Below are 13,652 nucleotides of genomic sequence, written 5' to 3'. Positions count from 1 at the left end.
GCCTTCGCATTCCACTCACTGGCGGCGATCCTCTTTCAACTGACCATCTTCAAACACGATCACCCGCCTCGCCCGCGTGATCACCCGGGGATCATGGGTAGAAAAAATGAATGTCGTGCCTTCTTTCTCATTGAGCTGCTGCATGATATCGAGCAGTTCAGCGGTACTCTGAGCATCGAGATTGGCGGTCGGCTCATCAGCCATGACAAACCGTGGTCGCGGTGCCAGCGCTCTGGCTACCGCAACTCGCTGCTGCTGCCCACCAGACAGTTTCGCTGGCCGCTTGTGTTTTTGTTCCACCAACCCGACCTGATCAAGCAATTCACTGGCTCGCTGTCGACAAAGCGCCTCGTCATGTCCCTGTAACTGCATCACAAACTCCACATTTTCCAGCGCCGTCAGTACTGGTAACAAGCTATAGTCTTGAAAAATAAACCCAATATTATCTCGGCGAAACGCAATCAACGCCTTTTCATCCAACAAACCAATATCACAATGGTCGATGTTAACGCTGCCCGATGTCGGATGGTCAATTCCCCCTAGCATATTAAGCAGTGTCGTTTTGCCAGAGCCTGATGGCCCCATAATGGCGACAAACTCCCCCTGTTCAATCGTCAAATCCACATTCTTTACGGCATGGACTGGGAAATCACTTTGGGGATTATAGGTCTTACAAAGCTGGTGAATTTCAATTGTCATCAGTGTTTCTCCACCATTGCATCAACGGGACGCTGCTTGAGAATTTGACGCGCCGGATAAAGCGCAGCCAGTAAACTCGCCACCACAACGGTCAAAAATATCATCAGGTATTCGAACCACGAGACCTGCGGGTATAACACAGTATCGACCCCAAAAGCGCCTAATCCCTCAGCCATTACGCCCAACGGGATCCCGGTATGCTGCAACCCCGTAATGAGGACGAAACTCACTACCAGTCCCAGCGCCGCCCCCGTGATCCCTAACCACGCGGTTTCCAGCATGATCAATAAGAACACTCGGTGCTTCTGCATACCGACCGCCATTAACACCCCAAATTCTCGAGTCCGTTCAAAGACCGACATCAACATGATATTGACGATCCCAAAGCTCAGGGCGACCACAAAAATCCCCAGCATAATGGCATTACTGATCCCCTGCTGATTGATGATTGATGCCAGCATGGGTTGTACCTGCTGCCAGTCTCTGACCCGATTACCCGATGCTGTCATCTCATGATCAAATTGCTGTTGCAGTTGCTGTGACAGAGACACCGCCAATGGCATGGCTGCCGAATCACTATCCAGTAAAATGGCGATTTCATGCGCGCCATTAATCCCTGCAAGCGCTGTCAAGTCCGCCTTGCGAACGAAGACATTACCATCATCAAAGGCCGATGATGGGGTATTGAACAGGCCACGAACTCGAAAAGCGGCACCACTCACATCACCAAAGGCGTCAGTAAAAGTCAGTACGACTTTCGACCCTACCCGCAGCTTCAGCCGTGATGCAATGTTATCAGACACCAGTACCGGATTACGCCCTTCAGCAGACAGCCATTCACCGTCACTAATATTGTCAGCTAAGGGGGTAACAGAAGCTTCGGCGTCGATATCTATACCGTTGATCCGCACGCCCCTAGAGCTGCGTGCTGAGGCCACCAGGCCATCAGCAACAAAGCGAGCCGACCAACCTCTGAGCCCAGGCAGAGCGGCTATAGCTTGTGCCAATTCAGGTAGGTCAACCACGGTTGATTTGATGTCTGGATCATTAAGATAGCGGCTGTTCTGTATTTGAATATGGCTGGTTTGCCACATGATGGCATTGTGGATCATGCTGCTATACAGACCAGAGATGAACCCCATCATTGTGACAACCCCCATCAAACCAAACACCATCGCACCCAGCATGATCCCGGTACGTAGCTTGTTACGCCAGAGATTACGCCATGCTAACTTCACCAACATGTTAGTTTGCATGGCCACCTCCTTTTAGCGCACTGACGACCTCTAAGCGGAGGATCCGCCACATCGGATACAGCAGACAGATCCCTAATAGCACCAATACAATGATGATCTGATTTACCATCAGCATGGGATCCAACGACATCGGCAGAATCGGCTCCCAGCCCATTTCTACAATCATTTCTGCCGTCTCCCCCGTCAGCTCAATAGGGTAGAGGTAGAACCACACCAGCAGCGGCGCCGTCACAACCATACCGATCAGGACGCCAAGCATACCAATCATGACTGACTCCATCCCCACCAGCGCCAACAGCTTGCGCCTGAGCATGCCCGTTGCCAACATCACCCCAAACTCACGCTGGCGCTCTAAAGTCATCATCAGCAACGTGGCAAACAGGCCAAAACCCACCACGCCATACAGCATATACATAATAACGAGCCCGCCCACCTTATCCATTAGAATCTGCTGAGCCATTTCCGGTGCGAGATCTTGCCAATCACGGACGTTGACTGTCCCTTGGTAGTCAGCTTGCAGTGCTGCAATCGTCTGAGGCAATGCCTTCAACTGATGAACATTCATTACCCAAGCGGTGACCTGATCACCCGTGCTATAGAACGTCTTAGCCTGTGTGAGTGGCATATACACCAGTTGGTTATCCAGTTGGGCAACCGGAAAGTCCAGAACCCCTTTGATCCGGTAGAGCCCTGCCGCAGTCTGACCATGGTATCCCTGGCCATACAGAACCAGCTCATCGCCCACGGTCAGATTGAAATAATGCGCGACACCCTCGCCAATAAGGACTTGCTGATCATCCGGTTCAAGGTATGCCCCCTGACTCAGGCGGGCAGAAATGGCCGAGTAATCATCCTCGGCGATAGGATCAACCCCCAGCACCACAACCCCTTTGGATTTATCTTTTGATGCGACTAAAGCAAAGGATTCAATGCGCGGGAGAATACGTTCAATATTCGCGAGGGAAGCTGCGGGGCTGAGAAATGCGGCATCCATCGGCAGCAGATCATCAATACTCTGACTTTCTGCAAACGCAGGGTGCTGAAGCTGTATCAATCCCGTATAAAAACGGGCACCGTTTTCGATATTGTTAGCATAGGTGCCTTCTTGCAAGCTGCGCATAAACAGAGAGAGGGATAACGCCAGCGCCAATGCTGATGCGGTCAGCAGGGTTCGCCGCTTCTGTCGCCAAATGTTTCGCCAAGCTAACGTCAGTAACATCGTCGCTCCCTGTCCATATCACGCTAAAAAAGCAGAGTCATCAGCTGTTCTAAGCGCCTCTTTTAATTACCTATTTTAGCCACCATTTTTAGTCACGCAGTGCCTTCATCTGGCTTTGAGAAAAGAAACTGCTTTTGATGGGGAAATTAAACTGTGCCTGATGAATAATGATCTCGGTTTTATTCCCCGGTTTATCTGCCGGAAGCATTTCCATTCGAGTAGCGACTTGTCGGCCGCCCATCATTTTAATATCAAAGGCATGCATGGTATTGATCAACGCATCAAACTCATCGTAAAACTCCACTTTACGCTGCAGATAGTTAGTGGCAGAGATCCAAAGCCTGACTTTACTCCACACGACGGGCGCATTCGGTTTAGCAAACGCATCAATCACCCACGCTTGCTCACCATCGAAGGTCAATTTTTTAACCATCCGATGCGTGTAGTCCACCACGATTGAAGACTGGTTGATTAAATCATCGTTGGTGAAGTCTGAGCCCATCCATGACTGACCCAGCATCGAAGGGGCAATCTTAATGACACGCTCAATATTGGGTAACCAGTTCCACATTTCGCGGTAACGTTTAAGCGACGCTGTGCCTTTGTCTTTGGCAGGCGCCGTCACTAGCACCAGAGAGAGATCCAGCCCCTTGGTCCAATTTTTCATGCTCATGGTTCGAGTCCAGGTCGGCCGGACAATCCGCATAGTCGCCACTGAATAACTTGAATCTCCGCGCATTTGCGCATCCGATTTACGCACAATGTCAGAGGCCGACTGTGCTTCCACAGCAGCAGATGACAGGCCCGAAACCGCCATCAGGAACACAATAAATAAATGCTTAAGCGCCGCTAACTTTTGCATGATATTCACCTTTGTTATTCCATTTCTGACAACATACCGTGTTATGGCAATCGGGGATGCTGTCGCACAATACTAATAAGCATAAGTGAGCCCGCCCAATAAAAAATTACTGGTATAAAAAACCAGCGCAATGGCTGGTTTAATTGTTGATTCATTAGCATGGCTGTCAGCCATACATACACTGCGGTTAGCATTTTTCCGTCCGTCATTTTGGATAGATATCTACTCGTCGATTAGTTTGCCGGCCAGCTGCAGTGGTATTCGAGGCTATCGGGTTTACTTCTCCCTGACTGCTCAGAGAGAGCTTATCTGTATTTACCCCTTGGCCGATAAGGTAGGTTGCCGAATTCTGAGCACGTTTCAACCCAAGTACCTCGTTGTACTCTATCGTCCCGATATTATCGGTATGCCCAACCAGCCGTATAACCTGATTAGACTGCGCCAGTTTTTGAGCGACCTGCGTCAAAATCAACTTGGAGGTAGGTGTCAAATTAGCTCGGTCAAAATCAAAATATACGCGGGCAAGTAGCGGATCACCCGAGCGACTGTTCGCTTCAATAACAAGTAACTGCTTACCATCCAGATATTCTATACATTTACTGGGTAAACCACCCTGAGCTGCTAATGATAATAAATAAGCTTTCAACTCTGGATCGTGTGATTTCTGAGTGACCAGTAAGAAGCCGTTTCGATGGTGACCGATTCCTGTCACATCACCAATTACCACCTCATGCTGCATTGAGTATGTCGGGGTATTGCAATATTCAATCAATGCCTGCTCATCACGCCCTTCAGCCAAGGCTGATGATAGTGGCATTAAAATAACAAGTAACCGTAATAATGTTTTCATCGCACTATCATCCATATAGTTTAGGAATACCATCAGATTCTGAGCCCTTTTGAATCAGCTCTTCAATTTTATCAATTAAATCATTAACATTATCCACATCAATAATGTCTTCTTTAGGGTCCAATACACAGTTTTTGAAACCATCCTGTCCACTGGCCTCAAACTTAATACCTATCACGCCAATATAAAGTGGCACCTCACTGTCACTAAATTCCTCTCTTATTTTGTCACACATGTTATTATTTACTAATGTTGATAATATGCCTTTATTTGGATATTCTTGCCCGTCACTAAGAATCAATAACATTTTCAATCTCGATTTATATGCATCAATATCAGCTTGCGTTGAATTACTCAACTGGCGACCATCTGCAAGTATTTGAGCTCCTCTAATAATACCTTGATATGCACCTGTATTTCCATTTGCTGACATTTTTTCAATTTGATTTATTTCCAAGATATCTTTAGATAATGGTATAGAATAAAACCCGTTACTTTTTGACGAACACATAACAGATGAGTATAAATTATTTCCTGATGTTTTATAATGAAAATCAAACGAATCAATTTTATTTTTAAACAAAGATAACACAGTATTATTATAATCTATGTATTTATAACACTCTGTATAACCGTCCCGACAACCATCGCCATCTAGAGAAAATACATGATATATTCGTTTAGCTTCTTGATGCTGTTTTTTACGTTCGTTTTCATTTTTAGCTGGACATTTACTTTGTTTTTTCTTGCAATCTTCTAACTCTTCTTCATCGCGAGTTGACCAATAACCCCAATTTACTTCTTCATAACTCAACTCACTCCTTTTTTGAAACTTATCATTATATCTAAGTTGACTATTACAAATTAATTCATTTGATATTTTATCTTGCACTCTTAAGTTGTATGGAACAAATGCTACTCTATTTTTCACTTTTCCATCAAATGCGTCTTTAACTAAAATTTTATTTGATATCGATAATATCGCATTTTTTAACACATCTATTTTGTCTTCATCACCATCCCATCCACTATTCATAGAATTAGAAAAATCTGAGACAAAAACAATGTCGATATTCTTATTACCTAAAAATTCAGGTGACTTTTTCGCCAGTGAATAGCCAGCAATAGCCTGTTTCTTCGAAAAAGAAGGAATAACATCACTACTGAACCAAGATTGATGTACCGTTTGGGCATCAACACTGTATTGGATAACTTCTGGAATATTTTTATCTGGGTTTGCTTCCTGGAAAGTACGAATAACATCCAACTTAACCGTATCAATATCACGTACATAAGCTCGCATATAGGCTTCTGCCATCTTCTTTGATGATTCACTTCTATCTTCCATGGTTACCGCTAATGCGGCGGCTTCAGCCGCGTCTTCAAGCCGACTTTTCTCTTGAATATAGCGCGTACCCTCAACGGCCCAAAATCCAAATCCCATGATGGGAACCAGCAATAAAACCATCCATATCACAGCAACGCCTTGCTGTTTAGCGACTCGTGTTCTAACGCCTATCCTTTTCATATCAACGCCCCGCAATCACAGAACTAGAAACAATTAAGACTTTCCCATCCTTATTACTGATAAAAGGTAAGAACCAACCATCATGACGAGCACACAGTGTCACCTGATATAATGGATAGGTTTTTTCATTTTTCTTTTTCGGTATTAATAAGCCATGCTCCTTAATCAAAGTCGCTGGCTTGCAGTTCAATCGATCAAACACCTCACTGCTTAAATACTGAGATTGCTTATCAACGAGGGATTCTATCCCTACAGCGACTTGCTCTCGAGAAACGTTCAGCATTCTCGCGGCTAATATTTGCATGTCTTCATTGTCTTTATCATTCAACGCATAACGAACAATGCGCGTATCTCCGGACACATCAGCATAGTAACGAGTTCGCTCCTTTAAAATATTCACCAATGCAAAACTGGTTCTATCCAATTGCGATCGGGTTAATAGCTTATGACTGAGATCTGACACAAACAAAAAAAACACACATAATCCAAGTAAGACAAAGACGAGCTCTATAGCAAAAACACCTTGCTGCTGTTTCCGAGATAATCTAGTCATGATTTCCCCACCCTTCGTGTTCCAGGTTCAACAACATTGTACGGCTAATGGTACTCTCAACACTGGGGTTAAATGTAAATATCGGTGCATACTGATAGGCAAGCGTCACTTCGGCTAATACATATTTCAAGCGTGGATTTTTACTATCTTCAGCAACATTATTAATAATGTTTGCATAAGACTTAAAATAAACAGACGTTAATTTAAATTTATCTTTAACGAGCAAAAAATCCCATAATGTATTATCACGATTTAGAATTCTATAAAATTCAGTCTGATAAAGACTATGTGTGTTTTTTCCCTCATAGACTTTTGTCGCTCTAATGGTTTCTCTTAACGCAAATTCAGTCACATTGACAATGTAAATTTTATAGCAAATTTCGAAAATCATAAATGTCGTGAATATCAGTGCTATACACCCCAATGCCAACTCAATTGTTGTTACACCACGCTGTCTGTATTTTGCCATCACTATATCCTCTTACTCATTCCGTGCTATCTATCACTAGACTTGTTCCATGTCTTTTACTAACTGGAATAAAACACGCAATTGTTCATCATTGTATAAATCTTTCAATGTATGATAAGCACGTTCTTTATCGCCTACTTTTATCAATGCGATAGATAAATTCACTTTTAATCGTTGATTATCTTTCGCGTAAGGCAATAATGGCAGTAAAATATCTGCAGCTTCTGCGTAGCGTCTTTGAAGCAAGTATAATACGGCCAAATTATTTTTAACCGCGATGTCGTTATAACCATTCAATCGTGCAGTATTAAATTGCTCTTCCGCTTGAAGATATTGACCCAGTTTACTTAAAACAATTCCTCTGCTAATGTACAATTCTGCCGATGAATTGCCTTGTAATTCAGATTGGTCAAATGCCTCGAGTGCATCTGTATACTTTCCTGAATCATCATAAATTTTACCCATTAATAAAAATAAGTGTTGATCGGGCTCTGCTATCTTCTGACTATGATTTGCATAAAATTCAGCGGATTCAAGATCATGATTAGAATAATACAATTGTGCTATTTTTTGATACAAACTAGGATTATCAGAATCTGTTTGTAACTCTGACTTATAATAAGCAATCATACCTTGAGTATTTCCGGCTTTTTCCATTTCAGCGATAGCAATATCATTGTGGTTTCCCACATGTTGACTGCATGCGGATAGCATCAATAGTAATAGCGGTAACACGAAATAATTCACCCTATCCATGTCTCATCCTCCTACGCTGATTGACATCTGCATCACTTCTGGGGCCAAAATTAAGATCACTATCGGGAACATAATCAGCAGTATTAGTGGAACACTCATCTTAGCGGATAACTTACCTATCTTTTCCTCCACAGAGAGCAACTGCATTTTTCGCATATCTTCTGCTAAATCGCTCAAAACAGAGGCGATTGATGTGCCATGCTGCAAGTTTTGAATAAGCGTTAATGTAAAGCTTCTAACTTCGGGTGTCGGTATGCGATGACTAAAATCATTCAGCGCTTTTTCTAATCCGTATACTCGTGCTGAATCAGAGGTTTTTTTGATGTGAAAGCACAGATCCCGGTCAAACGCTTCAAGCTCGATACCAAGATAGGTTAACGATGCTTCTAACGTCATTCCTGTTTGAACACACACCGCCATCATATCCAACATATAAGGCAACTGGCGGGATGTTTTTTTTATCAATGCTCTCTTTCTTATTGCCAGGGCCATATCCGGCCCGATGATCACAACCACGATTGAAAAAAAGCCCATCATTAATTGTGTATCAAACGCTAACTCACTGAACGCAATTACACTACAACACACACTCGCAACTGCGATTTTTAACGGAAAATAAAACCTAGCTAACTTTGTGTTATATATCCCAGCTTCAATAAACTTTTGACTTAACTCCTTGGTATGTGCTTTACCAAATTTAACAAGCACATCATTCAGCTGAGAAAGTTTACTTTTATGTTGTTGGAATAGAAATTGTGAAATGGTACTGCTTCTTGTTTTCCGTTGAATAGAAAACGTGATCAACCATGCCAATAGCAAGCAAGATATAAATATAGACATTAAAATAGTCATTATTTTACTCCTCTCACCAACCACCAAATGATAAACAGCCCTAACAGTTCACTTCCTAGTACATAATAAAGGATGTAGCGACCTTCAGGATCCATTAAAATGAAGTCAATATTTTCAGGCTTAATGGTGTTAATTATAAACATAAATATAATCGGTATCGCGGCGACAATTTTTGATGATATCCGCGCTTCCGATGTCATCGCCATTTTCTTTTTTTCAATTGCGCGTGAATCGACTAACACACGAATCAAGCGTGCCAAGACATTTTTAAGCTGGCCACCACGACTGATGTTGGCGCGTATTGTCACTACAAAAAAAATAAAGGCTGGATAAGGATAATTTCGGCATGACCGCTGTAAAATCACATCGGGACTTTCGCCGAGTTTGAAGCGTTCCCCCATTAATTTAAATTCACGCCCAATCGCATTATCCATACTTTCACCAACATATGATATTGCCTGCATCAAGCTTTCACCTGCAGTTATCGCGCTCATCATAATGTTCAGTGCATCAGTAAAGGTTTGTTCGAAATCACTGCGGCGTTTATTCACCAGCCAATTCCACCCTCCCCAACAAGCAAAGCAGGGCAGCAATACAGTGAACCATTGTGATTGCAAATTCAGGACCGTATTGTTGAAATATCCGCCCAGCATGAACATCGCGATCACGTAAAGTAAAACAATCCACTTCCCGCGCTCTCCTAGCATGGCAAATACCGGCCTCACATAATTTAATACCATTTGACGTAATGTACGACGCTCAAATGTTTTGACGTTAATCGCCTGCCGGATACTTTTTAGTTCACGGGCTGTCGCATGCTCAAAATAAATCTGTTTTTTGTCTCCATCTCTTTTTCTCCATAAGATAACGGCAAGACCAAAGAGAATGAGTGATAAATAATATCCCATACATAGCCCCTTAACTCCGGAATGCAGCCATTAGCTCGCTGTATAATCCGGAGAATTGTGCCTTCTTGACGATAATTGAGCGCTGCATAATGCCTTGTGTTTCAAATTGTCCCTGCAGTTTACCGTCTAATTCAGTATCACTTTGTTGATAACGGAAAATCTCTTCCATCACCACGTTTTCACCTTCTAAGCCAATCACTTCCGAAATACTGGTCACCTTACGTGACCCATCACGCATGCGATTAACTTGTATAACAAGATGCACCGCACTCACGATGGTGCGACGAATAGCATCCAGCGGTTGATTCAGGTTGGCCATCATGACCATCGACTCTACCCGGGAAATAGCATCACGCGGTGAGTTGGCGTGTAATGTTGACATCGAGCCATCATGGCCGGTATTCATCGCCTGCAACATTTCAAAGGCTTCTGAGCCTCGACACTCCCCAACAATAATCCGATCAGGGCGCATCCGTAAGGCATTAATCAGCAAGTCTCGCGGATTCACCGCGCCTGTATTCTCAATACTTGCACCGCGCGTTTCTAAACGAACAACATGAGGTTGAAGCAAACGCAATTCCGCCGCATCTTCTATCGTTATGACGCGCTCATCTTCATCAATATACTGTGACAATGCGTTGAGTAGGGTTGTTTTCCCGGATCCGGTACCACCAGAGATCAAGACATTCAATCGACACCGCGTTGCAATCATCAACACTCGAGCCATATCCACCGACATCGCGCCAAACCCGACTAACTCTTCTAACCCTATCGTTTGTTCACGAAATTTACGGATGGAGATAGAAGTTCCATCGAGAGCGATAGGCGGAATAACCACATTAACTCGGCTACCGTCCTCAAGACGGGCATCGACCATCGGTGACATTTCATCCACCCGACGCCCTACACGAGAAGCAATACGCTTTGCTACTTCTAGCAGCTGATTTTCATTAACAAATGAAATCTCTGAACGTTGCAGCTTACCGTTACGTTCAAAATAAATATTATCGGGGCCATTGACCATGATGTCGGTGATGCTCTGATCATCGACCAAAGGCTGTAATGGCCCGAGTCCTAACAACTCATCAATTAAACCTTTAACCAGCCCATCACGTATCATTGTGGTCATCGGCTGAGGTCGACTACGCGCCAGAATTTCCACTGCACTAAGAATCTGTGTATGCAGTTCATCTCGGCTCATTTGCTGCACGGCTTCGGCATCCAGCGCTTCAAATATCCGCTGCCGAAATTCGAGGTAAAGTGATTTTCTCGCACTCATCGCATCATCAACCTCTTAAACCAATGGGAAGTTTTGGCTTTTCTCTTCGATTTACCATTAATCAGTAAAGCCAGTTCATTCAATGCCCTATTTATCGTTTTATCGAATTTATATAACCGCTTACCATCAATAATCCAATGTGCAGCATGTTTATTAAACGGCAGTGATTGCACAATCGGCATTTCTAAATTACGTGTAACTTCATCAATATTCAGTTCATAGGTATTACTCGGCCGGTGATGGTTCAATATCGGAATAATCCGAATTTTACGACTTCCGGCTAATACCATATTTTGTAGTGTTTCAATTAAATATTGTGCATTTCTTACCGATGATATCGATGGCTCAATAACCAAAATCACGACATCGTGACAATCGACCAACTGAATAGGATCCAAGCGAAAACCAATACTGGCGGAATAATCCTCGATAATAAAATTAGTATGACGACTCAATAGCTGACACAGTGTCTGGCAGACCCCCAATACCTGACTGTCAGAGTCATTGCTGTCCATGGCCAGTAACCGCAACCTGCTTTTAACGGGCTGCAGATATAAACTGGCACTTTCATCATCAAGTTCCACAATGGGCGTTGACATTTCACTGATGTTATAACGCTGGAACCCTTTTAATCCCAACATGACATCCATGTTACTGCCTTTATATTGATGATCGACCAAAATGGTATCCGCCCCCTGATCAGCAAGTGCAAAAGCCAACTCGCAGGCAAGAAACGTCGTCCCCACGCCACCTTTTGAACCGACTACCGCGACACGCTTCGCTTTACGTGATGAATAAACCCCAGAGAGTTCCTTCAAGCTCTTATTGACGTGAAGAATAAAGTCGGTCAAATCCTGCTTTTCTGCTGGCCAATAAAGGTAATAAAAACCCATCTCCTTCAATATGCGAAGGGTGGTAATTTCGTTATCTTTACCGATCACGATGACCCCTTTGTGCGGGGAAATTTGACTGGCAAAATAACGCGCATCTTCAATCACATCTGTCGAACGGTTCAGTTCAAGTAACACAATGTCATTAAGATCGTCGTGATCAATCTGATTAGAATAAATAGATTCTTTGATCACCGTTGGATCAGTCCAGCCTTCAAAGAGAAACAGTTCATCAATTAATGCCCTGAACTCATCAGACTGATAAATTAAGGTGCAACTATTCGGCCCGGCATTGACTGGAAACGACGGTGTAGGCTCCAGGCTGACAGCCTTGGCAAGATCAAACATGTCTCACTCTCCCATTAACCGTGCAGGCCTAGCAACCTGCTTCATGCGCATGACATCAACAAAACAACCTCGGCTGAGCGCTAGCTGTTCAATGGTTTCAGGCTGACACGTCTCTGCTAGCAAACGCGTCAATTTGATGTCGACTTTCACATCACTCGATAATGACAAAACGTATTGCGACCGATATTGCTCTGACGAGACACCCAATGCTTTCAGTTTCGCCAGCTGCCGATTAGCCACCACTTGTCCTCGCGTCGAGCGGTAGCTGATCGTTACATCAAAATCATGATCAGACTGTCGCGCGTCAAAAATAGCACGTTCTATTTCAACCTCTGCTGGGCCAGAACGGCCAGTAAGCGTGAATTGGTAGGTATGGTGCTCAGGATAAACCAGGGCTTCCGCCCCCTTGGCCGCCGTTAATGTATTCTCTGCACAGCCCGTTACCACTAATACACATCCTAATAAGAGTATCTGCGTGATCGTGATAAATCGTCTCATTGCATGAACCCCCCTCGTGACAGTAGATCTATCCCTAATGATTGCTCTGTTTCACTGGTTTCTGCGTGGTCGATGTTAAACCAACGATCCAGCGTCGAGGTTTTATTGATATAAGGCAGTTGTACCTCGCGCGGTGAGATAGGACGCACCAAATTGACCGTCGCCACAATCACCAATTCGGTTTTCTTACGCTCTGTGATTGACTTCCTAAACGCCGCCCCAAGGATCGGGATATCCCCCAGCAATGGAATTTTCTGGATCTGCTCAAAATCGTGACTATTCATTAAGCCACCCAACACGAAGCTTTGCCCATCGGCTAATTCCACGGTCGTCATCGCTTTACGTGAGGCTAATTGCGGAACTTCTAGCCCTGCCGCTTTAATGTACTGCTCGACCTCACTCACTTCCGGTGCGATCAACATCCGCACTTTGTCATTGCTCATCACCTTTGCCGTCAGATCCAGCTTGATCCCAAATTCTTTGAAACTGATATTGACGTTGTTACTGGTCGAGACAATCACCGGCACCTCACCGCCAACCAAAAAGCTGGCAGATTCCCCTGATAAAACAGTGAGGTTGGGTTCGGCCAATACTTCTGCGATGGTTTCATCGCCTAATGCCGTGATCAGGGTCGTTAAATCGGCAGCCTCAAACTGATTGAACGCAAACTGCCCCACCCCGGCCC

At 44.1% G+C, this 13,652-nt stretch carries 15 protein-coding genes; all 15 read right to left on the bottom strand.

Features of this window, described 5'->3' with window-relative positions:
* Positions 1-15 precede the first annotated feature (15 nt).
* On the bottom strand, positions 16-699 hold the full coding sequence (locus L4D12_RS15530) for an ABC transporter ATP-binding protein (RefSeq protein ID WP_428448757.1): 684 nt from the start codon (positions 697-699) through the stop codon (positions 16-18).
* Positions 699-1,943: an ABC transporter permease gene (locus tag L4D12_RS15525; protein ID WP_428448819.1), complete on the bottom strand. Its 1,245-nt coding sequence runs from the start codon at positions 1,941-1,943 to the stop codon at positions 699-701. The genes L4D12_RS15530 and L4D12_RS15525 overlap by 1 nt, the downstream gene beginning before the upstream one ends.
* Position 1,944: 1 nt before the next feature.
* Positions 1,945-3,174 carry an ABC transporter permease gene (locus L4D12_RS15520; protein WP_428448756.1) on the bottom strand — a complete coding sequence of 410 codons (1,230 nt, stop codon included), beginning with the start codon at positions 3,172-3,174 and terminating at the stop codon, positions 1,945-1,947.
* Positions 3,175-3,262: 88 nt separating this feature from the next.
* Positions 3,263-3,991, bottom strand: a complete 729-nt coding sequence (locus tag L4D12_RS15515; protein ID WP_428448818.1) for an outer membrane lipoprotein-sorting protein — start codon at positions 3,989-3,991, stop codon at positions 3,263-3,265.
* A gap of 250 nt (positions 3,992-4,241) precedes the next feature.
* Complete coding sequence (locus L4D12_RS15510; RefSeq protein WP_428448755.1) at positions 4,242-4,886, bottom strand: OmpA family protein; 645 nt, start codon at positions 4,884-4,886, stop codon at positions 4,242-4,244.
* A 7-nt stretch (positions 4,887-4,893) separates the two neighbouring features.
* Entirely contained in the window at positions 4,894-6,414 is a 1,521-nt protein-coding gene (locus L4D12_RS15505) for a pilus assembly protein TadG-related protein (RefSeq protein WP_428448754.1), read from the bottom strand.
* A gap of 1 nt (position 6,415) precedes the next feature.
* On the bottom strand, positions 6,416-6,967 hold the full coding sequence (gene tadF, locus L4D12_RS15500; RefSeq protein WP_428448753.1) for a tight adherence pilus pseudopilin TadF: 552 nt from the start codon (positions 6,965-6,967) through the stop codon (positions 6,416-6,418).
* On the bottom strand, positions 6,960-7,436 hold the full coding sequence (locus L4D12_RS15495; RefSeq protein ID WP_428448752.1) for a TadE/TadG family type IV pilus assembly protein: 477 nt from the start codon (positions 7,434-7,436) through the stop codon (positions 6,960-6,962). The genes tadF and L4D12_RS15495 overlap by 8 nt, the downstream gene beginning before the upstream one ends.
* Positions 7,437-7,472: 36 nt before the next feature.
* Entirely contained in the window at positions 7,473-8,192 is a 720-nt protein-coding gene (locus L4D12_RS15490; protein ID WP_428448751.1) for a tetratricopeptide repeat protein, read from the bottom strand.
* A 3-nt stretch (positions 8,193-8,195) separates the two neighbouring features.
* Entirely contained in the window at positions 8,196-9,044 is an 849-nt protein-coding gene (locus L4D12_RS15485) for a type II secretion system F family protein (RefSeq protein WP_428448750.1), read from the bottom strand.
* Positions 9,044-9,952, bottom strand: coding sequence for a type II secretion system F family protein (locus L4D12_RS15480; RefSeq protein ID WP_428448749.1), 909 nt, complete (start codon positions 9,950-9,952; stop codon positions 9,044-9,046). The genes L4D12_RS15485 and L4D12_RS15480 overlap by 1 nt, the downstream gene beginning before the upstream one ends.
* Before the next feature lie 10 nt (positions 9,953-9,962).
* A complete protein-coding gene (locus L4D12_RS15475; RefSeq protein ID WP_428448748.1) occupies positions 9,963-11,231 on the bottom strand; it encodes a TadA family conjugal transfer-associated ATPase in 1,269 nt (422 codons plus the stop codon).
* On the bottom strand, positions 11,228-12,469 hold the full coding sequence (locus L4D12_RS15470) for a CpaE/TadZ family protein (RefSeq protein ID WP_428448747.1): 1,242 nt from the start codon (positions 12,467-12,469) through the stop codon (positions 11,228-11,230). Before L4D12_RS15470 ends, L4D12_RS15475 begins: the two co-directional genes overlap by 4 nt.
* A 3-nt stretch (positions 12,470-12,472) precedes the next feature.
* On the bottom strand, positions 12,473-12,967 hold the full coding sequence (locus tag L4D12_RS15465) for a hypothetical protein (RefSeq protein WP_428448746.1): 495 nt from the start codon (positions 12,965-12,967) through the stop codon (positions 12,473-12,475).
* The coding region (locus L4D12_RS15460; protein ID WP_428448745.1) for a type II and III secretion system protein family protein at positions 12,964-13,652 on the bottom strand (689 nt) is incomplete at its 5' end. The genes L4D12_RS15465 and L4D12_RS15460, both read right to left, overlap by 4 nt.

This window comes from Photobacterium nomapromontoriensis (assembly GCF_050336815.1).
GTDB lineage: Bacteria > Pseudomonadota > Gammaproteobacteria > Enterobacterales > Vibrionaceae > Photobacterium > Photobacterium nomapromontoriensis.
The sequence above is the reverse complement of the archived record's forward strand: the minus strand, read 5'-3'. Positions and strand labels throughout refer to the sequence as shown.

Excerpts from the sequence above, each read along its gene's own strand:
- L4D12_RS15530 (WP_428448757.1), bottom strand. The coding sequence starts at position 699 with ATGACAATTGAAATTCACCAGCTTTGTAAGACCTATAATCCCCAAAGT.
- L4D12_RS15525 (WP_428448819.1), bottom strand. The coding sequence starts at position 1,943 with ATGTTGGTGAAGTTAGCATGGCGTAATCTCTGGCGTAACAAGCTACGT.
- L4D12_RS15520 (WP_428448756.1), bottom strand. The coding sequence starts at position 3,174 with ATGTTACTGACGTTAGCTTGGCGAAACATTTGGCGACAGAAGCGGCGA.
- L4D12_RS15515 (WP_428448818.1), bottom strand. The coding sequence starts at position 3,991 with ATGGCGGTTTCGGGCCTGTCATCTGCTGCTGTGGAAGCACAGTCGGCC.
- L4D12_RS15510 (WP_428448755.1), bottom strand. The coding sequence starts at position 4,886 with ATGAAAACATTATTACGGTTACTTGTTATTTTAATGCCACTATCATCA.
- L4D12_RS15505 (WP_428448754.1), bottom strand. The coding sequence starts at position 6,414 with ATGAAAAGGATAGGCGTTAGAACACGAGTCGCTAAACAGCAAGGCGTT.
- tadF (WP_428448753.1), bottom strand. The coding sequence starts at position 6,967 with ATGACTAGATTATCTCGGAAACAGCAGCAAGGTGTTTTTGCTATAGAG.
- L4D12_RS15495 (WP_428448752.1), bottom strand. The coding sequence starts at position 7,436 with ATGGCAAAATACAGACAGCGTGGTGTAACAACAATTGAGTTGGCATTG.
- L4D12_RS15490 (WP_428448751.1), bottom strand. The coding sequence starts at position 8,192 with ATGGATAGGGTGAATTATTTCGTGTTACCGCTATTACTATTGATGCTA.
- L4D12_RS15485 (WP_428448750.1), bottom strand. The coding sequence starts at position 9,044 with ATGACTATTTTAATGTCTATATTTATATCTTGCTTGCTATTGGCATGG.
- L4D12_RS15480 (WP_428448749.1), bottom strand. The coding sequence starts at position 9,952 with ATGGGATATTATTTATCACTCATTCTCTTTGGTCTTGCCGTTATCTTA.
- L4D12_RS15475 (WP_428448748.1), bottom strand. The coding sequence starts at position 11,231 with ATGAGTGCGAGAAAATCACTTTACCTCGAATTTCGGCAGCGGATATTT.
- L4D12_RS15470 (WP_428448747.1), bottom strand. The coding sequence starts at position 12,469 with ATGTTTGATCTTGCCAAGGCTGTCAGCCTGGAGCCTACACCGTCGTTT.
- L4D12_RS15465 (WP_428448746.1), bottom strand. The coding sequence starts at position 12,967 with ATGAGACGATTTATCACGATCACGCAGATACTCTTATTAGGATGTGTA.